Annotated in this window: 19 protein-coding genes; 12 read left to right on the plus strand and 7 right to left on the minus strand. The window is 61.6% G+C overall.

The window, feature by feature from the left end; translation table 11 throughout:
* Positions 1-2 precede the first annotated feature (2 nt).
* Positions 3-3887: a dermonecrotic toxin domain-containing protein gene (locus AC3IX1_RS15740; RefSeq protein ID WP_489384866.1), complete on the minus strand. Its 3885-nt coding sequence runs from the start codon at positions 3885-3887 to the stop codon at positions 3-5.
* 187 nt (positions 3888-4074) lie between these two features.
* Positions 4075-5097, minus strand: a complete 1023-nt coding sequence (sohB, locus tag AC3IX1_RS15745; RefSeq protein ID WP_007995949.1) for a protease SohB — start codon at positions 5095-5097, stop codon at positions 4075-4077.
* Positions 5098-5298: 201 nt separating this feature from the next.
* Between sohB and AC3IX1_RS15750 the strand changes: the two genes are divergently transcribed.
* The 5 genes from AC3IX1_RS15750 (at position 5299) to AC3IX1_RS15770 (ending at position 9719) form a co-directional block, all read left to right on the plus strand.
* Positions 5299-6009 (plus strand): histidine phosphatase family protein, encoded by a 711-nt coding sequence (locus AC3IX1_RS15750; protein ID WP_489384867.1) that lies wholly within the window; start codon positions 5299-5301, stop codon positions 6007-6009.
* Between the two features lie 64 nt (positions 6010-6073).
* Positions 6074-6388: an SCP2 sterol-binding domain-containing protein gene (locus tag AC3IX1_RS15755; protein ID WP_015094878.1), complete on the plus strand. Its 315-nt coding sequence runs from the start codon at positions 6074-6076 to the stop codon at positions 6386-6388.
* 139 nt (positions 6389-6527) lie between these two features.
* Positions 6528-7391, plus strand: coding sequence for a LysR family transcriptional regulator (locus AC3IX1_RS15760; RefSeq protein ID WP_489384868.1), 864 nt, complete (start codon positions 6528-6530; stop codon positions 7389-7391).
* 106 nt (positions 7392-7497) lie between these two features.
* Positions 7498-8643 (plus strand): sterol desaturase/SRPBCC family protein, encoded by a 1146-nt coding sequence (locus AC3IX1_RS15765; RefSeq protein WP_489384869.1) that lies wholly within the window; start codon positions 7498-7500, stop codon positions 8641-8643.
* A complete protein-coding gene (locus tag AC3IX1_RS15770) occupies positions 8640-9719 on the plus strand; it encodes an SMP-30/gluconolactonase/LRE family protein (RefSeq protein WP_489384870.1) in 1080 nt (359 codons plus the stop codon). Before AC3IX1_RS15765 ends, AC3IX1_RS15770 begins: the two co-directional genes overlap by 4 nt.
* Positions 9720-9992: 273 nt before the next feature.
* Here the strand turns inward: AC3IX1_RS15770 and AC3IX1_RS15775 are convergent, their stop codons facing one another.
* The 3 genes from AC3IX1_RS15775 to AC3IX1_RS15785 all read right to left on the minus strand — a co-directional run bounded on the left by AC3IX1_RS15775 (position 9993) and on the right by AC3IX1_RS15785 (position 13419).
* Positions 9993-10226, minus strand: a complete 234-nt coding sequence (locus tag AC3IX1_RS15775) for a DUF465 domain-containing protein (protein WP_008050666.1) — start codon at positions 10224-10226, stop codon at positions 9993-9995.
* Positions 10227-10391: 165 nt separating this feature from the next.
* Complete coding sequence (locus AC3IX1_RS15780) at positions 10392-12503, minus strand: hybrid sensor histidine kinase/response regulator (protein ID WP_489384871.1); 2112 nt, start codon at positions 12501-12503, stop codon at positions 10392-10394.
* Between the two features lie 226 nt (positions 12504-12729).
* The gene (locus AC3IX1_RS15785) at positions 12730-13419 is read right to left on the minus strand and encodes a GntR family transcriptional regulator (protein WP_046038514.1); all 690 of its coding nucleotides are present in this window, start codon (positions 13417-13419) and stop codon (positions 12730-12732) included.
* Positions 13420-13559: 140 nt separating this feature from the next.
* On the opposite strand from AC3IX1_RS15785, the gene AC3IX1_RS15790 reads away from it, so the two are divergent.
* From AC3IX1_RS15790 to AC3IX1_RS15820, 7 genes are all read left to right on the plus strand, one after another.
* On the plus strand, positions 13560-14645 hold the full coding sequence (locus AC3IX1_RS15790; RefSeq protein WP_489384872.1) for an ABC transporter ATP-binding protein: 1086 nt from the start codon (positions 13560-13562) through the stop codon (positions 14643-14645).
* A gap of 1 nt (position 14646) precedes the next feature.
* Positions 14647-15564 (plus strand): ABC transporter permease, encoded by a 918-nt coding sequence (locus AC3IX1_RS15795; RefSeq protein ID WP_150755747.1) that lies wholly within the window; start codon positions 14647-14649, stop codon positions 15562-15564.
* Positions 15561-16349 carry an ABC transporter permease gene (locus tag AC3IX1_RS15800; RefSeq protein ID WP_007995935.1) on the plus strand — a complete coding sequence of 263 codons (789 nt, stop codon included), beginning with the start codon at positions 15561-15563 and terminating at the stop codon, positions 16347-16349. The genes AC3IX1_RS15795 and AC3IX1_RS15800 overlap by 4 nt, the downstream gene beginning before the upstream one ends.
* Positions 16350-16365: 16 nt before the next feature.
* Entirely contained in the window at positions 16366-17433 is a 1068-nt protein-coding gene (locus AC3IX1_RS15805) for an extracellular solute-binding protein (protein WP_489384873.1), read from the plus strand.
* A gap of 156 nt (positions 17434-17589) precedes the next feature.
* A complete protein-coding gene (locus AC3IX1_RS15810; RefSeq protein ID WP_489384874.1) occupies positions 17590-18786 on the plus strand; it encodes an amidohydrolase family protein in 1197 nt (398 codons plus the stop codon).
* Positions 18783-20270 carry an amidohydrolase family protein gene (locus tag AC3IX1_RS15815; RefSeq protein WP_489384875.1) on the plus strand — a complete coding sequence of 496 codons (1488 nt, stop codon included), beginning with the start codon at positions 18783-18785 and terminating at the stop codon, positions 20268-20270. Before AC3IX1_RS15810 ends, AC3IX1_RS15815 begins: the two co-directional genes overlap by 4 nt.
* A gap of 12 nt (positions 20271-20282) precedes the next feature.
* Complete coding sequence (locus AC3IX1_RS15820; RefSeq protein ID WP_489384876.1) at positions 20283-20945, plus strand: flavin reductase family protein; 663 nt, start codon at positions 20283-20285, stop codon at positions 20943-20945.
* A 133-nt stretch (positions 20946-21078) separates the two neighbouring features.
* Here the strand turns inward: AC3IX1_RS15820 and AC3IX1_RS15825 are convergent, their stop codons facing one another.
* Together AC3IX1_RS15825 and AC3IX1_RS15830 are read right to left on the minus strand one after the other, a co-directional pair.
* A complete protein-coding gene (locus AC3IX1_RS15825; RefSeq protein ID WP_489384877.1) occupies positions 21079-24177 on the minus strand; it encodes an error-prone DNA polymerase in 3099 nt (1032 codons plus the stop codon).
* A complete protein-coding gene (locus AC3IX1_RS15830) occupies positions 24153-25568 on the minus strand; it encodes a Y-family DNA polymerase (RefSeq protein ID WP_489384878.1) in 1416 nt (471 codons plus the stop codon). Before AC3IX1_RS15830 ends, AC3IX1_RS15825 begins: the two co-directional genes overlap by 25 nt.

Consider the following 25568-nt stretch of genomic DNA (forward strand, 5'->3'; position numbering starts at 1 on the left):
CGCTAAAACGGCGGATGATCCACCATCGGAATCGGCCGCCCCAAGGCGACCCAGTCGCGGTACAGCCGGACTCGATCTTCCAGCACTACGAACAACCTGAACGGGTTCTCCGCGTCAGCCATTCTGGTTTCAATGCTCTGACTCAGCCAGCCCCACAATTCCTCTGAAGCGTCCACTTCGTGCAACAACCGCCACACCCGTGCCTGTAGCAACAAATAACCGACCTGGAAGTCTGGCGTCAGACTCAATCCATCCATGACTCGCAGAAATGAGCTGCCCGACGTTCTGGCCGCCAACCGCTGCCAGATGGCCTGCCGGGTCGCACGCACACTTTCATCGCCCTCCTCCAGCCACGGCGCAGGACTGCCATAACCCGCACCCGGCTCGCTCAGCCACATATTGATACCCGTGCGCTCACGATGCTCGACCAGACGCAACAATGTCTCTTCGTCCGTCAGCGGATTGCCCCACAGCTTGACCCGGTCCCGGGACACCGCCTGATTCAGAATCCCATAGGGCACACGCCTGATTTGGTTGTCTCGCAGGTCAAGCGAGGTCATGTGCGGCTGATCGCTGATACCGATCGGACAATGGGTGATCCCGGTGTTCCGCAGGTTCAACACGCGCAAATCATTCAACCCGAGCACAACCGGCGATATCACCAGCGGATTGTCACTCAGGTCCAGCGTTTGCAAGTGGACCAGATCGCCAAACTGGGCGGCGGTGTTCTCCTTGAGCGTCAGCATCGTGGACTTCAGGTTGAGCGTTGTCAGTTCAGTCATGTGGCGGATCGAGGGCGGCAATGCGGCTTCCAGCACCTCATCTGCGTTGAGCCGGCGCAAGTCGACATGTTCCAGGTTCAAGGAGCGCAGCTTCGGGAAATTATCCAGAAATGCGCTCAGGCTCTCGCGCTCTAACACGTGCAGACCCTGCATCGATATCTCAACGACCTCATTGAAGCGAACATTCATCGTCGGCAATCGATGGAAATCCTCGAAACTCAAATCGAGCCTGTAACCGGAAAACACCCCATCGGTCACGACCCGGTTATCCTGGGGCGGACATTTTTGCCAGATGTTGATCAGTTCGTCGGCCAGTTCGATTCGGGTTTCTCTCTCGTCTTCGACCATGTGTTGCACCAATTCGAGATTGTGCGCCGCAACTTGTTCAGGGCTCATCCCGGCAGCGCCTACCTCGCCCACCGCGAGAAAATCCAGATCCATGTCGTCGACATCCAGCACAGCCTGGTCGACCCACTGACGCATATCGGCATGCAACTGCTTCAACTGGAGAGTCAGGCGATCCACCAGCGTTTGTGCCCCCGAACCCGCCTCAAGGAGCAACTCATCGGCCTGGGCGTCGGTGAAACCCGGATACACATCCTTGATCTGCAAACGCATGATCTGGTGGCTCAAAGCAGCCGCCTGTGGGGTTTCCGGAAAGCCGCCACCGCGTAAACCGTACGCTTCGAACGGCAACCCCGAATCCATGCGGTTCAAGCCTCGCATCAACTCGGCGCGGGACAGCACGTGTTCGCCCAGGCGCAACCGCAACTGGCGGGCCGGATCCACGGAACCTAACGACATCGCCGAACGCTCCTCCACGGACAACAAATTGACCAACGCGGTAAACAGATCCGTCCCCGCCTCGGTCGTCGCCACCGTGGAAAGCCGATAAAGATCACCCACCTTGATCATTCGCCGGCAATCCGCAGATTCAAGCGGGCCGCAGCGATTCAGGAGCCGACCACTGATTGATCCGTCGAGCACTTCAATGCGCAAGTCTTTCGGCCAGTCGGGCAGGCGTTGCAGGGAATGCAACGCCAGGACATCGGTTTCGGGATGGTTCATCGAACGCAGGTACAGGCCTTCATAGGCTCGATTCAGCCGTACATGCTGTTGATACTCCAGCAGCTTGCAGTCCAGGCGCCTGAACAATTGCAGCGCTTCACCGGCGTCAACGGGTCTGTCGGTTTCGATTCCGGAGCGGTCGAGGATTTGCTCAACGACGCTTTTCGGCAACCCGGGGTACCGTCGCTGAACCAGGCCAACCCATGGCTGCCCGGAATGCTGGAGCGCCTGATAGCGGTCGTTGAACATTCCGTCCCGTGTTTGCGCATCGGCGACGGTTTCGAGCTCCTGATCGAGCTTGAAGCGTGTGATGGTGTCGGCGAGCAACGGCGTCGGCGGGCGGCCCGCCTGAATCAGGCGCAGCATATCGTCGTCGACCGTGCTGATTCGGGCGATCCGCGCCAGGACTTCATCACTGAAGTAGGCAAGTGGCGCGCAAACGCTACGCATTAGCTCCACGCGTGCCGCCACGGGCGCCGGAGCCGTTGCGGTCGTGGGCTCGACCGGTGTTTCGGGATGCGGCGCATTCCCGGGGCCCTTGGACTCGTGCGGGGTTCCGGCAAGGGTTCCTTCGCCCTTGAGTTCGGCCACAGCCCCGACCAGAGGTAACGCATTGAGCAGGCCAAACACAGTGCGAGTCACGCCCTCGGTGCGCTGCTCCGGTGTTTTACCGTTGATGGCCTGATCGAGGCCGTAACCGGCGTCGATCAGCCCGGCCAATACCAGGACGCCCTCACCTCCCGGAATGAACAATGCCAATGGCCCCAGCCGATTGATCCACTGCACAAGCGGCTCCACCACCGCGCTCAGGTTGTCGCGATTGACTTGAGCATCGTCGCGGATGGTTTTGACGCTGGCCATGGAGGCCTGCTTCATGGTCAACACCAGTTGCGCGAACGGATCGGTGTCGGCGGGCGGACGCTCAAGGTCGATATAGTCTTGCGGGTCCCAGAAACCGTCGTCGTTGAAGAGCCCCGCGTTCTTTTTCAGCCAGTGCTCCTTCGGGTAGACCGCCATGCCCTCCAACGCCGTCAACACACCCGCATGGAAGGTGCCGTCTTCACGATCGTCCTCGGCAAAATGTGCGACCAGTGCTTGCCGTGTGGCGGCACCCCTGCCTTGGGCCACGATCCATTGGCGCAGGTCCCGGAAGTCGGCGAACTCATGCAAGGGTGAGGAGTTGCCGGGAATATTCAGCAAGACCCGACCGCTGTGACGGTGGCGATAACACCAGATATCGTCCGATGTGTAGCGATAGATCGTAAGCCGACCAACCTCGATCGGCGCGCTGACGCGAGTGGGCGCCTGTACCTGTTCGATGGTCATCGCACTCCACGCCTGCTCCGCTGGCAACCCGGCAGCCTGCATGGCCAACGCCAGGCCTTCCTGGCTCAAACTGCCCTCCTGATGTTGCAGGCAGGCACTCATGATAAAGGCGGCCTTGGCCGAGGTTCTCAGGTCATAAGGCTCCGCCTGGACGATTCGCTTATCGGAAGGCCAGGCGCGATCGAGGTAAGCCTGATAGCAAGTTTGCAGTTCCAGTTCCCAGACCCACTGTTTGAACGCCGCTGGCCTCAGGGCAATTTGCGTTGCCGGCCCATACACTTGGGGCGTGGTCTGGCGATAAATGCCTTCGTAGGTATGGTGATTGCCATTGCCGTGGTCGGCGAATTCATCGACATGCTCCACGATGCGAATGGACGGGCCGACATCGGGCGGTGTGTACAAGCCAAATGCGCTTTCGGCGAAGCGCCCGTCACCAACGGTCTGGTAGTTCGCCAGCAACGCCTGCACCAACGTTTGCGTGTTTGCCACCTGGCCTTGCTCGATACCGTCTTGCGGCGGGTGCCCGCGGTATCGGTAATCCAGGGTGACCAACCGGTCGGTTTGCGGGTCGATGTCTTGCCCCCATTTTTCCTTGATCAACTGTGCACCGAACTGCTCGGGAGACTGCGGTAAAGCCGCGTTCACCACAGACTTCAGTGTTTCGCGCAGCGGCACAAGATCGGGATGAAGCGGTGTCTGATGGTCATTCATGTGCATTCCATGGCAACTATTTTTGGAACACCAACATAACCAGCCGTCGCGTTGCCGAAAGCAGGAACGGTCGCCTGCTGCCTACAGAGATTTCGCCGGGCCGTGGAGGACTTCGGGCAAGCATTCGCAGACAAAAAAAGCCGGGGCAATTGCCCCGGCTGGATGTTTTGCAATATCTCCTGGCCCGTTACCAGAAGCGTTGCTGGGTCAAACGGCTCCACCAGCTCAGCAGCACGCGATCGACCGAGCCGCTGGCGGCCATGCCGATGCGCTCCGGCAGGCTCTTGCGTTCGCTGTAATGCAAGTGATAGAGCTCGGACTGCCTGGCGCGTTCGGCGAGGTATTCATCGCTGGTCTTGAGTTCGTCCACCAGGTGCTTGTCCAGCGCCGCGACACCCAGCCAGATTTCACCGGTGGCCACTTCATCAATGGCCAGTTGTGGGCGATAGCGCGACACGAAGTTCTTGAACAGTTGATGGGTAATGTCCAGGTCTTGTTGGAACTTCTCCCGGCCCTTCTCGGTGTTTTCGCCAAACACGGTCAGGGTGCGTTTGTATTCACCGGCGGTCAGCACTTCGAAGTCAATGTCGTGCTTTTTCAGCAAGCGATTGACATTGGGCAACTGCGCCACCACGCCAATCGAGCCGAGGATCGCGAACGGTGCACTGATGATCTTCTGGCCGATGCACGCCATCATGTAGCCACCGCTGGCCGCGACCTTGTCAATGCACACGGTCAAGGGCACGCCGGCTTCACGGATACGCGCCAGTTGCGAGGAGGCCAGACCGTAGCTGTGAACCATGCCGCCGCCGCTTTCCAGGCGCAGCACCACTTCGTCCTTCGGTGTGGCGAGGGTCAGCAAGGCGGTGATTTCGTGACGCAGGCTTTCGGTGGCCGAAGCCTTGATATCGCCATTGAAATCCAGCACGAACACCCGGGGTTTGGCCTCGGGTTTTTTCTTCTGTTTCTTGTCGGTTTTAGCCTGGGTCTTGCGCAGGGCCTTGAGCTGGTCCTTGTCGAGCAAGGTCTGCTCCAGGCGCTCGCGCAGCCCTTTGTAGAAATCATTGAGCTTGCTGACCTGCAACTGGCCGGACGACTTGCGTCGACCCTTGCTGCGCAAGGCCGCAAAGCTGGCCAGGACCACCAGAATGGCGATCACCAAGGTCACGGTCTTGGCCAGAAATATGGCGTACTCGGAAAAAAACTCCACAGGGTTTCCTCAAACGATGCGCGGCTTGAACGCGCGCGGGATACCTCCAGCATACCCATGCGCCGACCTTGCGACCAGCCGTGAAACCTCTGGCAACAGGCCTGTAACGGGCATTTCAAACAAGCGTATGTTTTTTCATTGACAGCACACCGCCATCCTCATAACCTCGCCAAACCTTCAACGTACCGGGAAGACGCGGACGTGGGCAGCATCTATTTGATTCGACATGGCCAGGCCTCCTTTGGTGCAGACGACTATGACGTCCTGTCGCCGACCGGCATTCGTCAGGCTGAAATCCTTGGCCGCCACCTGGCCGAACTCGGGATCAGCTTCGACCGCTGCCTGGCCGGAGACCTGCGCCGCCAGCAGCACACGGCCAACAGCGCGCTGGAGCAATTCGCCGCGGCGGGCCTGCCGGTGCCGCTGCTGGAAACCGACGCCGCCTTCAACGAGTTCGACGCCGATGCGGTGATCCGCGCGCTGTTGCCGGCCATGCTGCCGGACGAACCCGAAGCCCTGGACATCCTGCGCAACGCCGCGCAGAACCGTGGTGAGTTCCAGCGTATCTTCGCCCTGATCATCGAGCGCTGGCTTGCCGGCACCTATGACACACCGGGCCTGGAAAGCTGGCTGGGGTTTGTCGAGCGGGTTCGGGCCGGCTTGCATCGTATCCTCGACCAGGCCGACAACACCCAGAAAATCGCCGTGTTCACCTCCGGCGGCACCATCACTGCCCTGCTCCACCTGATTACGCAAATGCCTGCAAGGCAGGCCTTTGAATTGAACTGGCAAATCGTCAACACCTCGCTCAACCAGCTTAAGTTTCGTGGTCGCGAGGTGTCCCTGGCTTCCTTCAACAGTCATGCGCACCTGCAACTGTTGAAGGCCCCGGAACTCATCACGTTTCGCTGAGTCCGGACTATTGTAACCCTGGCTGTAATCACCCAGCTCTTATTACCCAAGAAAGGATCGAACCATGACCTCCGTAGCTGATGCCGTACAAGCAATGAAAGCCAAGTTCAACCCAGCCGCTGCTGCCGGTCTGGACCTGGTCTTCGGTTTCCGCATCGACGACACCAAGAACTTCTCGCTGATCGTCAAGGACCAGACCTGCGAACTGCAGGAAGGCGAGAACCCGGACGCCCAGGTGACCCTGGTGATGGACGGCGAAACCCTGGAAGGCATCGTCGACGGTTCGACTGACGGCATGCAAGCGTTCATGGGCGGCAAACTGCGCGCTGAAGGCGACATGATGCTGGCGATGAAACTGTCCGAGCTGTTCCCGTCGTAAGCACCTGGCTCCCGATCTTCGGGAGCGTGCCTGCTGCATACGAATCCCGCCCTTAGTGGCGGGATTCGTCGTTTTTGCCCCCTCGCCACAGGTTCGGTGGTGCTCTTACAATGTCCGCACTCCCCACACCGGCCGCCCCATGGACATCGACCTCGCCCGCACCTTCCTCGAAATCGTCCGCCATGGCAGCCTGGCTGCCGCCGCGGAAAAACTCCATGTCACCCAGACCGCGATCACCGCACGGGTGCAAAAACTCGAGAGCCAGCTGGGCAGCACCCTGTTCGTGCGCAATCGTGCCGGCGCCCGCCTGACGCCCAACGGCGAAGCGTTCGTGGTATACGCCAATCAACTGGTGCAAACCTGGGAAGCTGCACGGCGCGACCTGCCGTTGCCCGAGGGTTATCGCGATGTGCTGCACATCGGTGGCGAGGTGAGCCTGTGTAACCCGCTGATGCTCGGCTGGGCCGGCGAAATCTGCAAGAACATCCCCAGCCACGCCCTGCGCATGGAAATCCGCGACGGCGAAAACCTGCTGCGGCAACTGGAGTTGGGCGTTCTGGATGCCGCACTGGTGTATCAGCCCGAATATTGGCCGCGCCTGCAAGTCGAGCAGATTCTCGAAGAAAAGCTGATTCTCGTGCGCCTGGCCGGCAAGCCCGATCCTTATGTGTACATCGATTGGGGCGCCGAATTCCGGCGTCAGCACGACGCAGCCCTGCCGGAAAAAGCCAGGGCTGCGCTGAGTTTCAATCTTGGCCCGTTGGGCCTGCAGTACCTTCTCGAAAACGGCGGCAGTGGCTACTTCCGCACCCGCGTCGTACAGAGTTATCTGGATAGTGGCGCCCTGGAACGGGTGCCCAAGGCTCCCGAATTCAATTACCCGACCTATCTGGTCTACTCGCGCGATCGTGACTCGCCGACACTGCAACGCGCCTTCGACCTGCTGCGCAAAGTTATCGATTCCGACGAAGACTGGTCGCAACGCTGGGATCCGCTGACCTGAGACCGGTTTGCACCGGATCATGGCCGTTGTGTCCTCAAGGTTCGCCCCGTCCAGTCACCGGGATCGGCTAATCTGAAAGAGATAACAAAAACGACAGGTGATTGCAGTGAGGCAGACCACCGAAGGATTCCGCAGCCGTTACCGCGCCGACATTCATCCGCTCTACAATCCCTGGCTACATGGCGCGTTTGTCCTGATGTTCGGAGCACTGGCGATCGGCATCTTCTGGAGCAGCGTACATCAGGTGCGGCCGGCAGAATGGTTGGCGGTGCCCGTCACGCTGCTGTTGTTCAACCTCGGGGTGTACATGGTGCATCGCCACCTGGGGCATCATAAAAAGACCTTCGCCCGGCTGTTTTATGCCCGTCACGCAGTCGACCACCACAGCTTTTTCACCCCAGGCCACATGACCTACGACAGCGCCCGTGACTGGCGGGTGATTCTGTTTCCGGCGTGGCTGATCGTGCTGCACACCCTCGCCGTCGCCCTGCCCCTCTGGTGGCTGCTCAAGCACATCAATACCAACGTCGCCGGATTGGTCGGCGGCCTTCTTGTCCTCGGTTACCTGACTTACGAAATGTTTCACGCCTGCGAGCACCTGCCGTCGCGCAACTCGCTCACACGGCTGCCGTGGATCCGCCAGATGCGCCGGCTGCACGAACTGCACCACCGCCGCGAACTGATGCAGGAGCGTAATTTCAACATCGTTTTCCCGCTGATGGACTACCTGTTCGGCACCCTCTATTGGGAGCCGGAACCTGCGCCGCTCAACCCGACGAGAACGCCCATGACCCGCATGCAGCATCAGATTGTCATTGCCGGAAACCCGGTCCAGGTACTTGCCTACGCCAGCACCGTGACCCTTTGGCCGCAATGGCATCCGTCGTCGCTGCGCATCGATGGGCCAAAAGGCCCGTTGCATGCCGGCGCACGTTTCGAGGAGGACATCCGCGCCGGTGGGCGTGATGGGCACTTGAGCTGGGAGGTGGCGGAGTACCTGCCCGGACGGCGCTGGAGCGCCGAGGCCCGGGGTGATCACGGCCTGTCGCTGGTGGTGACCTATGAATGCGATGCCACAGGCGAGGACACACACTTCGTCCGCACTCTGGAGTATCAATTCAACGGTCTGGCGATGCGGATTGCCAACCGGTTGTTGCTCAAGCGGCGCATCGATCGGGAATCGGCGGCGTCGATGCTGGCGCTGCGCGACATGGCGCAGAAGTATCTGGCGGCGACGGGGGTCGGCGCGTGATCAAAACCTTCAAGTGTCTGTTACTGGCCATCGTCGTCATCGGCGCCTTCCTGCTGCTGATGCCGACCAAGGTGCGACCGGTGGCCTGGACACCACAACCTGCGCCATCCCTCACCAGCGGAATCTACGCCGACAATCAGCGCCTCAAGGGGATGGAACGCGTCGGTGCCGCCGACATCGACGGGCCGGAAGCCTTGTTGCTGGAAAACGACACGCTCATCACCGGCCTGCACGACGGTCGCCTGATCCGCACGAGCCTGGACGGCAAGACCACCAAAGTGCTGGCCGATACCGGTGGCCGGCCACTGGGCCTGGCCCGGCATCCCAATGGTCTGCTGGTGATCGCCGATGCCGTCAAAGGCTTATTGTCCCTCGACGCCCAGGGACGCCTGGTAGCCTTGACCACAGAGGCCGGCGGCGTTCCCTTCGGTTTTACCGACGATGTGGCCATCGACAAACCCGGTCACTACGCTTATTTCAGCGATGCTTCGAGCCGCTTCAGCTATGGCCACGACGGTGAGGCCGTGATCGAACACGGCGGCGACGGTCGACTGCTGCGCTACGACTTTCAGACCGGCAAAACGTCGGTTGTGCTGGACAAGCTGGAGTTTGCCAACGGCGTGACCCTGGGACCGGACGATGCCTATGTACTGGTCAATGAAACCGGCGCCTACCGCATCAGCCGTTACTGGCTCAGCGGTCCGAAGGCCGGCACCCACGACCTGTTTATCGACAACCTGCCGGGGCTGCCGGACAACCTGTCGTTCAATGGTCACGACCGGTTCTGGGTGGCACTGTATGCCCCGCGTAATGCCTTGCTCGACGCCACGGCGGCGTATCCGTTGGTACGCAAGATGATCGTGCGAGCCATGGCCGTCTTGCCCAAGCCCGTGGAAAAACGCGGATTTGCCCTGGGCCTGGACCTTGAGGGCAAAGTGATCGCCAACCTTCAGGATGACAGCAAAAACAATTACTCCCCCATCACCACCGTACGCGAGTATGGGGACTGGTTGTATTTCGGTTCGCTGAAAGCGCAGAACATGGTGCGATTGCCGTTAAGCAAGGCATTGCAATGAGCAGTACCACTATCTGAATACACTGAAGACCCAATGTGGGAGCGAGCCTGCTCGCGATGACTGAGGCACATTCAACAACACTGGTGACTGACCCTCCGCTATCGCGAGCAGGCTCGCTCCCACAGGGACAGCGTTCAGTTCACCGGGATATTTTGATTGGGTAATGGGGCACCTCGTTGAGAGCCGTAACAGCGGTCCCTGAACATTCGAGGTGCCGGTTCTGGTTGCCGTTCCAACTTTCCCGCCACCGGTCGTCGGTGGCAGCACGCTGGGTCAGGACGACGCGCCAAGTTGCTTGACGATCTTGTCCTTGACCAGCAAACGTGTCTCCTTGAGCTTCCTTACGGTGTCATCGTTGGACTTGGCCTCCTCTGCTTTCACCACTTCGGCATCCGCCTGGGAATACTTGTTAAGCAGTGAATCCAGTAACGGATCCTTGGTGCGTTTCTGCTGGATTTCTTCCTTTGAGCGTTTCAGATCCTGATAAAGGTCATGGGGCACCGGCATGGAACACCTCCGTTTGTTGATCGGCAGCGAAACGCGATCAATTGCGTTCACCAACTATCAGAATGGCCTCGGTTAGCCCGTTCTGTCGACCACCTGTCAGACCAGCGGTGTCCGTTCGTCGTCCGGTCCCACAGGCGATAAAAACCTTTGCCTGCGCCAGCGGTTTCAGCCGTTGAGCACCATGCGCACCATTTGCCTGAGCGCTTCGGGATTGTAGGGTTTGCTCAACAGGTGAGTGTCGGGGCTGAGCTGGTGATTGCGCGAGATGATGTCGCGGGTATGACCCGAAGTGAACAGCACGGCCACCGGCGGCTCCTGCACTTTCGCCCAGGCCGCCAGGTCCGAACTCTTGATCAGGCCGGGCATGACCACATCGGTGAATATCAGGTCCACCGCCAGCCCTTCCAGCAACATTTGCATGGCGACGTCACCGTTGGTGGCCGTGAGGATTTGATAACCCTCTTCGCGCAACAACTCCACCGCCGACACTCTCACGGCCTCATTGTCCTCGACCACCAGGATGCGTTCGTGGCCGCCCCGTTGCGGCACATCAGGGCCCGGCGTTTCACTGGGTGCCGCGCGCAAGGTGCGCGGGAAGTACAACTGCACCCGAGTCCCCAGCCCCACATCGCTGGCGATTTCGATATGTCCGCCACTCTGTTTGACGAAACCAAACACCATGCTCAGGCCCAAGCCGGTGCCCTGCCCGTCGGCCTTGGTGGTGAAGAACGGCTCGAACGCCCGGGCCAGCACCTGCGCAGGCATGCCGACGCCGGTATCCGTCACGGACACCCGCACATAGTCCCCGGGGGGAATGCCCTTTGCAGCGCAAAATTTGCGATCAAGGACGATGTTTTCCGCGCAAATGTCAATCGTACCCTCGCCTTGAAGGGCATCACGGGCATTGATCGCCAGATTGAGAATGGCGTTTTCCAGTTGGTTGCGATCGACAAACACATTCCAGGCGTCTTCGGGTGCCGTCATGTGCACCTGGAGGGTTTCACCCAAGGCCCGCAGCAACAGCTCCGCCAGGCCATCGAATATCTGCCGCAGCGTAAAGACCGCAGGCGACAACGGTTGGCGACGGGCGAATGCAAGCAACTGCGAGGACAGTTTGGCACCGCGCTCGACGGCGGCAATCGACGCCGAGACCCGGCGCTGCACATTGGCGTTACCCGGCTCGTGGCGTGCCAGCAAGTGCAGGTTGCCAGCGATCACTTGCAACAGGTTGTTGAAGTCATGGGCCACGCCGCCGGTGAGGCCGCCGATGGCTTCGAGCTTCTGTGACTGGCGCAGTTGTTCCTCCGCCGCCAGCCGTGCCTCGACCTCATCGGCCACCCGCTGTTCCAGGTTGCGGGTAAACTTGAGCAGGGACTCTTCGGCTGTCTTGCGTTCGTGAATATCGATCAGCACGCCAGGGAAACGAAACGCCTCGCCTTGCTCGTCGAACTCACAACAACCGCTGGCGAGCACCCAGAGGTAACTGCCATCGGGGCGCTGGATCCGGTACTCGACGTTGTAGGATTCACCTGTCTCGACCGACAGTGCGCCCCGTTCCTGAACCCAGCTGCGGTCATCCGGATGGATCCGGCTTTGAGCGATTTCCTGAGACAGATTTTGCAGGTCTTGCCCGGGTGGATAGGAAAGTGTGCGGGCGAAGCGCTCATCACCCGACAACACGTTGGTCTTGATGTCCCAGACAAAGGAACCGAGCAAGGCACCGGCATTCAACGCCAGGCGCACCCGCTCGTTATCCGCACGATACGCGTCTTCAGCCACTTGTCGCCGTTGCTCGGATATCACCCGCTCCGTGGTTTCCACCACCATGGACATGACTCCGGCCGGGCACCCGTCATCGTCAGCCACCGGGCTGTAATAGAGGTCCATCCAGACATCTTCCGGAACTCCGTCACGCAGCAGCACCAGTTCTTTGTTGCGATAGGACAAGGTGCCGCCCGCCAGGCAGGTGTCGACCACGTGGCGATTGAATTCGGCGACTTCCGGCCAACCCAGTTCCACGGCAGAGCCGAGCAGATACGGATGACGCCCACCGGCAAACTTGGAATAAGCGTCGTTATAGATCATGTACCCGGACTGACCCCAGAGCATTACCATCGGCAGCGGGGACGCGAGCATCAACTGCACCGCGCTGCTCAGGCTCCTGGACCATGAATCGAGCGGGCCAAGTTCGGTCAGGCTCCAGTCGAACGCACGAATGCGCCCGGCCATTTCGCCGTTCCACCCGGAGCACCCGTGGCTATCCTCTAGAAACTGCATCGGCTGGCTCTACCCCGGTAAGTTGCACCCGTTTGTTTCGAGCATCCTGCACGCTGTTCGTTTCATAGAGGTATAGCTGATTCTTGGCGGCCTTCGCAGAACTCCTGTAGGAGCGAGCCTGCTCGCGAAGGCGGTGTGTCAGAAGACATCGATGTTGACTGTGCCACCGCTTTCGCGAGCAGGCTCGCTCCCACAATTTGGTCCTCAGTAACGGAAAGACCGTGCACTACACCTCAATCAAGTGCTTCAGCGGGTTGTAACTGCTTTTCAGCGTGGCCGCGACGTCGAGAATGGCCTTCTCGATCCCATTCAAATGCATGCAGGTCAGCTCGATCGCCGCGCTCTGGTTGCCCGCTTCGATGTACTCGATCAGCCGCAGGTGTTCGTCGTCGCGGCAGACCTCATGGCTGTCGTCATCCAGTGCGGCGGCATACAGCGACGCCCGGGAAATCAGCTTCTGGAACCAGTCCAGCAGCACCGGGTTGTTCAGGCTGCGGGCCAGTTTGATGTGGAACTCGCCGAGCAGGTGAATCAGCCTCTCGTGATCACCGCTCTGATGCGCTTCATCCTCGAGCAGCAAGTGATCGCGCAGGTCCTGGGTCACCGCCGTATCACGCCGACGGCACAGTTCGCTGACGATGCCGATCTCGACCAGGCGCCGGGTTTCGAACAGGGAACGGATCTCTTCGTCACTGGGCAGCGACACCGACGCACCTTTATTGGGCTCGGTGGTAACCAGCCCGTCGGCTTCCAATTGCTTGAGCGCGGCCCGGACAGACGTGCGGCTGACATTGAACAGCTCGGCCAAAGAGGCTTCGCCGAGCTTCATCCCGGGACGCAGCGAACGCTTGCTGATCGCCTCGTAAACCCCTTGGTAGACGCGGTCGACCGTGGTTTCCAGTTTCTTTTCCGTCATTCATCAACTCCTTGCGCCCTGTGCAACCGACCCCGGCGAATGAACAGCCATTGAAAAAGGGGCTTGCACGGGCAGATTAATCCGGGTATTTCTAAATTGCATCCATATTTTGCATACAATAATTAGAGGAATGCACCATAATGGGTCATCCAACAGCAATCGAAGTGCGAAACGTCTCAAAGCGATATTCCGACGATCCGGGACTGGCACCAGCCTTGGACAACGTCTCGGTGGACATCGCCGACAACGAATTCTTCACCCTGCTCGGCCCCTCCGGCTGCGGCAAAACCACTCTGCTGCGCACCATTGCCGGCTTCGAGCACGTCAGCGACGGTGAGATCCTCCTTGCGGGCGAACCGGTCAACGATTTGCCGCCGTTCAAGCGTCGGGTCAACACGGTGTTCCAGAGTTACGCGCTGTTTCCGCACATGAGTGTTGCGCAGAATATCGCCTTCGGCCTCGAGATGCAGGGCCTTGATCGCAAACTGATCCCGCAGCGCGTCGACGAGATGCTGGCGCTGGTGCAAATGCAGCACCTGGCCAGGCGCAAACCGGCCGAACTGTCCGGCGGCCAACAGCAACGGGTGGCTCTGGCCCGGGCCCTGGCGCCGAAACCCAAAGTGCTGTTGCTGGATGAACCGCTGTCGGCCCTGGACCTCAAGCTGCGCAAGGAAATGCAGGTCGAACTCAAGCGCGTGCAGAAAGAAGCCGGGATCACCTTCATTTTCGTCACCCACGATCAGGAAGAAGCCCTGACCCTGTCCGATCGCATCGCCGTGATGTCCGCCGGCAAGATCCTGCAAATCGGCACGCCCAATGAAATCTATGAGCGTCCGCAACACCAGTTCGTCGCGCAATTCATCGGTGACATCAACTTTCTTCCCGGCCATATCAAACGTGGCCAGCAGAACGAAAAGCTCTTCGTGCCCAACGGCATGCCCGTGGAAATCCCCTGCCCGGCCCAGGGCTTTGACGGCAGCAAGGTGCAACTGGCGTTCCGCCCCGAGCGTTCGCAACTGGTCGAGCCGACCCAGCCCCATCACCTGCGCGGCGTGATCGAAGCCGTGCTGTATGTCGGCACGGCCACGCTCTATCAATGCCGCCTGAACAACGACATCAAGGTCATGCTGCGCGAGAACAACGAAGGCCTGAACCATGGGCGAGTGGTGGGCGATCGCGTCGCGGTCAACCTGCCGCCCCACGCCTGCCTGTTGATGGAGGCCTGAGATGAGCGTCAGCAGCACTTCCCCGGCCCTCAACCGCGCGCTGTTGCTCAGCCCGGTGGTTCTGACCCTGCTGGCCCTGATCGCCATTCCGCTGGGCATCATGGGCTACATCAGCCTGCTGCCACGCAACGTCTATGGCGGCGTCGACTGGCAGGCCGACTGGCAATTGCAAAGCTACGTGCAACTGTTTTTCCAGGAAGGTTTCGACGGCGAACTGGAACTGAACTGGGTCTACGCCCAGGCGTTGCTGCGTTCGGTGTTCCAGGCCGGCGGCACCACGGTCCTGTGTTTCCTGTTCGGTTTTCCGGTGGCGTTGTGGATGTCGAGCCTGACACCCCGGCGACGCAACCTGATGGTGTTGCTGATCACCATCCCGTTCTGGACCAACCTGCTGATCCGCAACTACGCGTGGCTGATCATCCTGCGCGAACACGGCTGGGTCGCCCAGAGCCTCAACGCGCTGTTCCCGCAAGCCGGTGGCATCACCCTGCTCTACAACGACTTCGCGGTCAGCGTCGGGCTGGTCTACAGCTTCCTGCCGTTCATGATCCTGCCGATCTACTCGACCCTGGAAAAACTCGACTGGCGCCTGGTGGAAGCCGCCTACGACCTGGGCGCCAACCGCTGGCACGCGCTACGGCGGATCATCCTGCCGCTGTCGATGCCGGGGGTGATAGCAGGTGCCTTGCTGGTGTTCGTGCCAAGCCTGGGCGCCTTCATTACCCCGGCGATCCTCGGCGGCGGCAAGACGCTGATGATCGGCAACCTGATCCAGCAGCAATTCGGCACCGCGCGCAACTGGCCGCTGGGCAGTTCGCTGTCGTTCCTGTTGCTGGGGATCATGTTGGTATCCCTGGTGCTCTACGCCCTCTATAGCCGCAATGCCGCCAAGACCCAACGCCCAGGAGCCCAAGCATGATCGCCCTGCACCTGAAGAAACTGCCCCTGACCCGCGAAGTCAGCCTGTTGATGCTGGCCTATCTGTACCTGCCGATATTCGTGCTGATCGCCTACAGCTTCAACGCCAACCGCTCGGCGACGGTGTGGACCGAGTTCTCGTTCGCCTGGTACGGGCGAATCCTGGCCAACCCGTCGATCCAGACCGCGGCGCTGAACTCGATCATCGTCGCCAGCATCGCCACGGTGTGCGCCACGGCGATTGCCCTGCTCGCGGCGCTGGCGACCTACCGGCCGTTCTACGGGCAGAAAATGGTCGAGGGCGGGATCAACCTGCCGCTGATCCTGCCGGAGATCGTCACCGCCGTGGCCACCCTGCTGCTGTTCATGGCGCTGGGGATCAAGCTCGGTCTGCTGACGGTGATCGTCGCGCACATCGGCTTCTGCATTCCCTTCGCCTACCTGCCGATCCGCGCGCGGCTCAACGACCTGGACAAGAGCCTGCTGGAAGCGGCGAACGATCTGTACGCCAACCCGTGGCAGGTGTTTCGCCGGGTGACCTTGCCGCTGCTGTGGCCGGCAGTGCTGTCCGGTTCGGTGCTGGCGTTCGTGGTCAGCCTCGACGATTTCATCATGACCTTCTTCGTTGCCGGACCGGGCTCGACGACCTTGCCGGTGTACATCTTCTCGGCGATCAAGGCCGGCGTGACGCCGGAGATCAACGCGATTTCAACGCTGATGCTGGTGATTTCCATCGTGCTGGTGGTGCTGGCCTTCTGGCTGGGACAGCGCGGCAAACAACAATAAGCCTGGAGACTTCTATATGAGCAAGAAAGTGAAAAGCATCCGTTTCGCCGTTGCCGGCCTGGCCCTGAGTTGCTTCACCGCGCTCACTGCGTTCGGCGCCCAGGCTGCCGAGCCCAAGGAACTGTTCTTCTACAACTGGACCGACTACTACCCGGTCGAGCTGTTGGCCAAGTTCGAAAAGGAGACCGGCATCAAGGTCACCATGGACGGCTACGACAGCAACGAAACCCTGCTGGCCAAATTGCAGGCCGGCGGCGCGGCGTATGACGTGATCGTGCCGTCGCAATCGATCATGCGCACCCTGATCAACCAGGACCTGCTGCTGGAAATTGACGCCTCGGCCCTGCCCAACTTCCAGTACGTCAAACCGGCGTTCCGCGACCCGAGCTTCGACCCGGGCCGCAAGTTCTCGGCACCGTACCTGTGGGGCACCACCGGGTTCTCCTATGACAGCGCCCGGGTTCCCGGCGGCAAGCTCGACGACTCGTGGAAAGAGTTCTTCGAGCCACGCAAGGAACTGCAAGGCCAGCTCGCGGCCCTCGATACCTCCAGCAGCGTGATCAACGCCGCCAGTCACTACCTGAATGTCGACGAGTGCAGCGAAAACCCGCAGGACGCCAAGCGCATCCTTGAACTGCTGCAAAAACAGAAACCCTTCCTGAAGATGTACAGCTCGGACAACACCGTCGACCGCATGGCCTCCGGTGAAGTGATCATGATGCAGAACTGGAACGGTTCTACAGCGCGGGCCACCTTGCAGAAGAGCACGATCAAATACGTGTATCCGAAGGAAGGCCTGGCGATGTTCCAGGACAACTTCGCCGTACCGAAGAGCGCGCCACACCCCGGCAACGCGAAGATCTTCATCGACTGGATGATGAAACCGGAAAACGCCGCCGCCGTGTCCAACGCCATCGCCTACGCCAACGGCATCCAGAGCGACAAGCTGATCGACGCCAAGTGGCGGGTGATGGACGCCATCAACATGCCCGACGAATTCGCCTCGCGCCTGCGCCCGGAAAAGGAATGCAGCAACAAGGCGCGGGAGCTGCAGGACCGCATCTGGGCCAAGCTCAAGGGCTGATTGTTCGACTTGAAACCGCGGTGCGGCCATCGCAGGCAAGCCAGCTCCCACAGTGATTTGTGTGGATCACACATTTTGTGAACACCCCCGAACCCTGTGGGAGCTGGCTTGCCAGCGATGAGGCCCTCCCAAACAACACAGAATTTGAGGCTCTACATGACCCAACCCCACTGGCTGCACAACGTGCGCCCCTACGGCGCACCCGCCGAAGACCTGCTGATCGAAAACGGCCGCTTCGCCCAACGCCGCCCGGCCTCGACCACCGAGCTGCTGTCCACCGACATCGACGGCCAGAACCAGTTGCTCACCCCCGCCCTGGTGGAAAGCCACGTTCACCTGGACAAAACCCTCTGGGGCCAACCTTGGCGCCCCAACAGCGCCGGCCCGACCCTCAAGGACTACATCGCCAACGAGCGGCGCATCCTGCGTGAAGTCACCACACCGATTGCGCAACGGGCCGGCGCCCTGCTGGAAAACTGCATCGCCCGTGGCTCGCTGACCATGCGTTGCCACGTCGACATCGACCCGGAATTCGGCCTGCGGCATGTCGAGGCCATGCAGCAACTGCGTGAAAACTACCGCGACCTGATCGACCTGCAACTGGTGGTGTTCCCGCAGACGGGTTTGATCAGCCGCCCCGGCACCGCCGAACTGATGCGAGAAGCCATGGCCCTGGGCGTGGAGAACGTCGGAGGACTGGACCCGTGCGGCATCGACAACGACCCGATTGCGCAACTCGATTTCGTGTTCAAGCTGGCCAGCGAGTTCGACCGTGGCATCGATATCCACCTGCACGACAAGGGTGAGCTGGGCCTGTGGCAGATTGCGCTGGTCGCCGACTACACCGAGCGCTTCGGCCGCCAGGGCCGGGTGATGATCAGCCACGCGTATTGCCTGGGCATGTTGCCGTGGGGCCAGGTCAAACCGGTGGCCGTGCGCCTCGCGACACTGGGTATTTCGCTGATGAGCTCGGCCCCGGCCGATTGTGCGGTGCCGCCGTTCTTGGCCCTGCGCGAAACCGGTGTGAATGTGTGCTTGGGCTCGGACGGTATTCGTGATGCCTGGTCGCCCATGGGCAACGGCGACATGCTGGAGCGGGCGATGCTGCTGGCGTTCCGTTTCGACCTTGGCAAGGACGAAGAACTGGCGGCGGCGTTCGAAGCGGCAACCGTCAACGGCGCCCAGGCGCTGGGTTGCGAAGCCAATCGCCTGGAGATCGGCCATCCGGCGGACTTTCTGCTGATGCCAGTGCAGACACTGGGTGAGGCGGTGGTTTCGCGGCCGTTGCGTCAGGTCTATCGCGCGGGTCAATTAATTGCTGCGGGTGGTCGCTTGCTGGACAGCCGTCTGTGAAGCGCATCGGCTTGCGGGCCAGTTGCGTGGTTGGCTTCGACGGCACGCAGCATGTGCTGTGGCGCGATGGCGAAGTGGTGTTCGAAGGCGCACGCATCGAGTTTGTCGGGCGCGGTTATCCGGGTCCGGTAGATCAGTGGGTTGATTACGGTAACGCACTGATCGGCCCCGGCTTCATCGATCTGGATGCCTTGGGCGATCTCGATTCCACGGTGCTGACCCTGGACAACGGCGACGAGCGCGACATGGGCCGGATGTGGTCGGCGCAGTATCTGGCGACAGGCCCTTGGGAGAGTTACAGCCCGGACGAAGAAATCTTCAAATACCGCTACGCCTTCACCCAACTGATCCGCAACGGCATCACCACCGCGATGCCGATCACCTCGATGTATTACCGCGAGTGGGCCGAGACCTACGACGAATTTGCGGCGGTGGCCGGTGTGGCTGCCAAACTGGGGCTGCGCACTTACCTCGGCCCTTGCTACATGAGCGGCATGAGCTACTGGCAGGCCGATGGAACCCTGGCACACCACTGGGACGAAGCCCGGGGCATGGCCGGGCTCGATGCCGCCGAACGCTTTTTCCGGGATTTCGACGGTACGCACAACGACCTGATTCGCGGTGCGCTGCTGCCTGATCGCATCCAGACCTGCACACCGACGCTGCTGCAGCGTACCGCCGCGCTGAACCGGGAGCTGAACGCACCGATGCGCTTGCACTGCTGCCAGGGCCTCGGCGAGGTGGCGATGGTCGAGCAACTGCGCGGCACCTCGCCACTGGGCTGGTTGCAGCAGCTTGGGCTTTTGAACCCGCGCAGCCTGCTGCCCCACGGCATCTACACCCTAGGCGATGTCGACCTGCAACGGGTGGTGGATGGCGGCGCGAGCCTGGTGCATTGCCCGGTGGTGTTTGCCCGGGACGGCGAAGCGCTGAATTCGTTTGGGCGCTATCGGGCCAAAGGCATCAACTTCGCCCTGGGCACCGACACCTGGCCGGCGGACTTGCTGGACAACATGCGCCAGGGATTGAACATCGCCCGACTGATGGAGGGTGGCAACGAACTGACCAGCACACTGGATATGTATAACGCCGCAACCCTTGGCGGCGCCAAAGCACTGGGTCGCGAAGATATCGGTCGCCTCGCACCGGGCTGCAAAGCCGACATCACGGTGTTCAACCTGCGCGGCATGCACCTGGGGCCGCTGTTCGATCCGCTGAAGAATCTTGTTCTGGCCGGCCGCGGTGACGACTGCATCGCCAGCTACATCGACGGCCGCTGCGTGATGCGCGACGGCCAGGTCGTGGGCGTCGACTACCCCGCCCTGCAACGCCAGGCCCAACGCCAATTCGAAAAACTGATGCGCAGCCACAGCGACCGGGCCTTTGCCCAACCCGACTGGAAAAGCCTGTTCCAGCCAGCCATCCCGTTCGCCGACGACTACAGCGCCCACGCGCCACTGAGCGCGATTGATCCACTTCTCTAGAGATTCCTGCCCATGCAAAGCTTCGACTTCAGCACATTGAGCCCAAGGGACAAATACAAGATCCTGATCGGCAGTGTCGTGCCACGGCCGATTGCCCTGGTCACCACCGTCGACGGCGAAGGCCGGATCAACGCGGCGCCGTTCAGTTTCTTCAATGCGCTGTCGGCCGATCCGCCCATCCTCGCCCTGGGCGTGGAAAACTACGGCGACCAAAGCCCCAAGGACACCACTCGCAATATCCAGCTCAATCAGGAATTCACCGTGAACATCGTCAGCGATGCACTGGTGGAAGCCATGAACGTCTGCGCCGTGCCCTTCGCCCCCGGCTTCGACGAGTTGACCGCCGCCGGCCTCACCGCCATCCCCGGCACCACGGTCAAATGCCCACGCATCGGCGAAGCCCCGGTGGCGCTGGAGTGCCGGCGGATGATGGCCCTGTCCATCGGCCAATCCCGGGAGATCATCTTCGGTGAAGTGCTGATGGCCCATGTGCGGGACGAACTGATCGACCCGAAAACCCTGTACATCGACCAGTTGGGGCTGGATGCGATCGGACGCATGGGCGGGCATGGCTATGCGCGCACGCGGGATTACTTCGACTTGCCGACGCGCTCTTTGCAGGCCTGGACGGAAGCGCCGGGGGGTGGTGAGCGGTTTTGGCCGCTGGCCAAGTAGCACACAATGACACAACCCTGTAGGAGCGAGCCTGCTCGCGATGGTGGATAACGATAACGCGGGCTTTCTGAATGAACGCGGCGCTCTCAAGTCCATCGCGAGCAAGCTCGCTCCTACAGGGGGAATGCATGTGTTAGTGAAAATCCCGGCTGCGCACAGTGATCCCATCCAGCATCGAACTCAGATCACTCAACCGCCCGGCAATCAGATGCCGCACCTCGCCCTCCTTCTCCCAACGACCATCGACCTTGAGCAACTGCGAGCCGACCAGCACCTGGCGCTGCCGCTCGGCCAGGTCGCGCCACACCACCACGTTGACGTTGCCGAACTCGTCCTCAAGGGTGACGAAGGTCACGCCGCTGGCGGTGGCCGGGCGTTGTCGGCCGGTGACCAGCCCGGCGATGCTGACCGGTCGCCCGTGCTCGACGTCCAGCAATTCTTTCGAACTGCGGCAGCGCCGCGCCTTCAATTCACCGCGCAACAGGGCCAAAGGATGCGGCCCGAGGGTGGTGCCGACACTGGCGTAATCGGCTTGCAGGTCCTCGCCTACGGTGGGTCTGGGCAACGACACCGCGTCCTCCTCCTGGCTCGGCAGGCCGGCGAACAGGCCCAGCTGCTTTTGTACCCCAGCCACTTCCCAGCGTGCCCGATGCCGGTCGCCGGCCAGGCCACGCAATGCGCCGGCATCGGCCAATTGCTCCTGGGCGCGGGCATCGAGTCGCGCCCGTTCGCCCAGGTCGGCGATGTCGGCAAACGCGCCTTTGGAGCGCGCCACCTCGATGCGTCGGGCATCGTCCTCGCGAAAACCCTTGATCATGCGCAGCCCCAAGCGAATCGCCGGTTGCGCACCGGCGATCGGCTCCAGGCTGCAATCCCAGTCACTGGCGCGCACGTCCACCGGGCGAACCTGCAAATGATGACGCCGAACGTCCTGCAGAATCTGGTCCGGGCTGTAGAAACCCATCGGCCAACTGTTGATCAGCGCACAGGCGAAGGCCGCCGGCTCGTGGCATTTCAACCAGCAACTGGCGTAGGTCAGCAAGGCAAAACTGGCCGCGTGGGACTCGGGAAAACCGTAGCTGCCAAACCCCTTGATCTGCTCGAAGATCTGCGCGGCGAACTCAGCGGTGTAGCCGTTTTTTTTCATGCCGGCGGCCAGTCGTTCCTTGTGCGGTTCCAGTCCGCCGTGGCGTTTCCACGCGGCCATGGAGCGGCGTAGCTGGTCGGCCTCGCCGGGGCTGTAGTCGGCGGCGACGATGGCGATCTGCATCACCTGTTCCTGAAACAGCGGCACGCCGAGGGTGCGCTTGAGTACCACCTCCAGTTCCGGCGACGGATACGCCTCCGGTTCTTCCTTGTTCCGTCGCCGCAGGTACGGATGCACCATGCCGCCCTGGATCGGCCCCGGCCGAACGATGGCGACCTCGATCACCAGATCGTAAAACGTCTTCGGCCTGAGCCTCGGCAGCATCGACATCTGCGCCCGGGATTCGATCTGGAACACGCCGATGGTGTCGGCCCGACCGATCATTTCGTAGGTGGCCGCATCTTCGGACGGGATGGTCGCCAGGCTCAAGTCCAGCCCCCTGTGCCGGCGCAGCAGATCGAAACATCGGCGAATCGCGCTGAGCATGCCCAGCGCCAGGATATCGACCTTGAGCAAACCGACCGCATCAAGGTCATCCTTGTCCCACTGGATGATGGTGCGCTCGGCCATGGCGGCATTTTCCACCGGCACCAGACTGTCCAGCGGCTGCTCGGAAATCACGAAACCGCCGGGGTGCTGGGACAAATGCCGGGGGAAGCCGATCAACTGCCCCGTCAGGCTCAGCACCCGGTACAGCACCGGGCTCTCGGGGTCGAACCCGCCCTCGCGCAGACGCTCCACGGGCGGTGTTTCATCGCTCCAGTGCCCGCAACAATCGGCCAGGGCGTTGATCTGGTCCGGCGGCAAGCCCAAGGCCTTGGCCACATCGCGCACCGCACCGGCGGCATGGTAAGTGCTGACCACCGCCGTCAACGCGGCCCGGGCCCGGCCATAACGCTGGAACACGTACTGCAAGACTTCCTCGCGGCGTTCATGCTCGAAATCGACGTCGATGTCCGGCGGCTCGTTACGCTCTTTGGACAGAAAACGCTCGAATAGCAGTGTGGTGCGATCCGGGTCGATTTCGGTGATGCCCAGGGCGAAGCACACTGCCGAGTTAGCGGCAGAACCACGACCCTGACAGAGAATCTGTTGCTGGCGGGCGAAGCGGACGATGTCGTGGACCGTCAGGAAGTAGCTTTCATAGCCCAGCTCCGCGATCAGTTGCAGCTCCTTGTCGATCTGCACCAGCACTTCGCTTTTCGGCCCTTTTGGCCAGCGCCACTCGATGCCTTCCTCGGTCAAATGACGTAGCCACGAGGAGGCCGAGTGCCCTTGCGGCACCAGTTCACGGGGGTACTGGTAACGCAACTGACCAAGATCAAAGGTGCAGCGCCGGGCGATGTTCAGCGTTTCGGCCAGCAAGTCGGACGGATAAAGCGCCTGCAGCACATCGAGGCTGCGCAGATGGCGTTCGCCGTTGGGATGCAGGCGCAACCCGGCATCGGCCACCGGCAGGTGATGACGGATCGCGGTCATGGTGTCCTGCAAGGCGCGCCGGCCGCGCGCGTGCATGTGCACATCGCCACTGGCCACGGTCGGAATCTGCAGCTCCCTGGCCAGTGTCAGCAGATCGCCCAGGCGCCGGGCATCGTCCTGACCGCGATGCAACTGCACGGCCAGCCACAGCCGCTCGGCGAAGACCTGTTTGAGCCAGTGGCCCTGTTCAAAGGCATCGACAGCGTCCGGCACCCACAACGCCAGCAATCCCGGCAAGGGTTCGCTGAAGTCTTCGCGCAGCACCTGATACTGGCCTTTCTGCGTGCGGCGCCGGGCGCGGGTGATCAATCGGCACAGCGCCTGATAGCCCTCGAGGCTCTCCACCAGCAGCACCAGTTTCGGACCGTTCTCGATGCGTATTTCACTGCCGATGATCAGCGGCAACTCCACGGACTTCGCCGCTTGCCAGGCGCGAACGATGCCCGCCAGGGTGCATTCGTCGGTGATCGCCAGGGCTTGATAACCCTGCTTTTTCGCGCGCTGGAAAAGCTCGAGGGCACTGGAGGCACCGCGCTGGAAGCTGAAGTTCGACAGGCAGTGCAGTTCGGCATAGTCGATGTTCATGCGAACCAGCCCTGCAACCACAACGGGCCGTCCTCACCGACCGCCCGGTAGGCCCAGCCCTGTTGGCCGGCGCGGGTTTCGATCAGGTAATAGTCACGGCGCACATCGTCGCCGTCCCACCAGCCGGACTCGATACGCTCCGGCCCCATGAGGATGCGCGCCGAGCCCTGATGCACGGCCAACGGCTCGGCCAGCAGCCAGCCCGGCCGTTTCACGGCGGCCAGCACCGCGCAAGGCTGGCTGTCGGCACTGGCCTGCCACGCGCACTCGGGGCGGTGATCGGCCTGGAAGCGCAAGCCATGCACCGCGTCATCCCCCAGCCGTGCACGCAGGCGTTCGCGCAGTTGCTCCCAGGGCAAGGACTGCTGCGGGCGATCGTCGAACAGTTCCTGATGCTGGGGCACGAAGGTCGGCAAATCCTCGGCGCGCAGGCGAAAGCCGCGCACCGGCGCCTCGACCTGGACCTGCTCCAGCCGCCCCCGGGCCAGCTCGAAGAGCATCGCCGGATCGCGCTCGGCGCTGAGCAGGCCGACCTTGATGACGGTGTCCGGCAACCCGGCGTGCTCCAGATGCAGGTCGAAACGCTGTACGCCGCTATCGCGACCGCAGAGGAACGCCGACAGGTCGCCCGTCAACCGGCGCAACGGAAACAGCAAGGCTTGATGGGACTGCACATCGAAATTGAGTTCAATACGCACATCGAAGCGGTCCGGCGGCAGGTAAAACGCCAGCGCCAGCCGCCGTAACCCGAGCAACGCGTCCAGATGCTTGAGCACCTGGGCTTCAAAGCGCCGGGCCAGGCTATGCCGGGGCAACGCCTGCACCTGGCTCAAGGTGCGCAAGCCCATGCGCGACAAGGCCGTGGCGACCGAGGCTTCGAGGCCGATCCGGTCGACGGGCATTTGCCCAAGGTGATGCTGCAAGGCTTGATCGTCCGGCACCACCAGACCGTCATAGGCGTTGGCCAGCACCCGCGCCGCCACCGGGTTGGGCGCGGCGACGATGCGGTGCCGAAACCCCAGCTCGCCGAGCTCACGGCGCAAAAGCGCTTCGAATTGCGGCCAGGCGCCGAACAGGCCGAGGCTGGACTCGATCTCGAACACCACGGCCCGGGGGTAATGCACGCTGACCTGGGAACTGAAGCGATAGGCCCAGGCGGCGAGAAACTGCTGCCAGCGTTCGATTTCACTGGCGTCGTATTCGGCCGTGACAAAGCCTTTGCTCAAGGCCTGTGCCGCGCTCATGGACTGGCCGGGACGCAAGCCCAGCGCCCGCGCCGAACCGTTGACGGCCTGCAGCACCCGGCGCTGGGCCGGGCCGGTCAGCAACGCCAGGGGTTCATCGGGATCGGCGCGCTGACGCAGTACTGCGTCCAGCGCCAATTGCGGGAAAACAATGCAGACCCAGCGCAT

The organism is Pseudomonas sp. KH_046_2 (assembly GCF_057838985.1).

Excerpts from the sequence above, each read along its gene's own strand:
- AC3IX1_RS15740 (WP_489384866.1), bottom strand. The coding sequence starts at position 3,887 with ATGAATGACCATCAGACACCGCTTCATCCCGATCTTGTGCCGCTGCGC.
- AC3IX1_RS15755 (WP_015094878.1), top strand. The coding sequence starts at position 6,074 with ATGACCTCCGTAGCTGATGCCGTACAAGCAATGAAAGCCAAGTTCAAC.
- AC3IX1_RS15760 (WP_489384868.1), top strand. The coding sequence starts at position 6,528 with ATGGACATCGACCTCGCCCGCACCTTCCTCGAAATCGTCCGCCATGGC.
- AC3IX1_RS15775 (WP_008050666.1), bottom strand. The coding sequence starts at position 10,226 with ATGCCGGTGCCCCATGACCTTTATCAGGATCTGAAACGCTCAAAGGAA.
- AC3IX1_RS15780 (WP_489384871.1), bottom strand. The coding sequence starts at position 12,503 with ATGCAGTTTCTAGAGGATAGCCACGGGTGCTCCGGGTGGAACGGCGAA.
- AC3IX1_RS15785 (WP_046038514.1), bottom strand. The coding sequence starts at position 13,419 with ATGACGGAAAAGAAACTGGAAACCACGGTCGACCGCGTCTACCAAGGG.
- AC3IX1_RS15790 (WP_489384872.1), top strand. The coding sequence starts at position 13,560 with ATGGGTCATCCAACAGCAATCGAAGTGCGAAACGTCTCAAAGCGATAT.
- AC3IX1_RS15795 (WP_150755747.1), top strand. The coding sequence starts at position 14,647 with ATGAGCGTCAGCAGCACTTCCCCGGCCCTCAACCGCGCGCTGTTGCTC.
- AC3IX1_RS15800 (WP_007995935.1), top strand. The coding sequence starts at position 15,561 with ATGATCGCCCTGCACCTGAAGAAACTGCCCCTGACCCGCGAAGTCAGC.
- AC3IX1_RS15805 (WP_489384873.1), top strand. The coding sequence starts at position 16,366 with ATGAGCAAGAAAGTGAAAAGCATCCGTTTCGCCGTTGCCGGCCTGGCC.
- AC3IX1_RS15810 (WP_489384874.1), top strand. The coding sequence starts at position 17,590 with ATGACCCAACCCCACTGGCTGCACAACGTGCGCCCCTACGGCGCACCC.
- AC3IX1_RS15820 (WP_489384876.1), top strand. The coding sequence starts at position 20,283 with ATGCAAAGCTTCGACTTCAGCACATTGAGCCCAAGGGACAAATACAAG.
- AC3IX1_RS15830 (WP_489384878.1), bottom strand. The coding sequence starts at position 25,568 with ATGCGCTGGGTCTGCATTGTTTTCCCGCAATTGGCGCTGGACGCAGTA.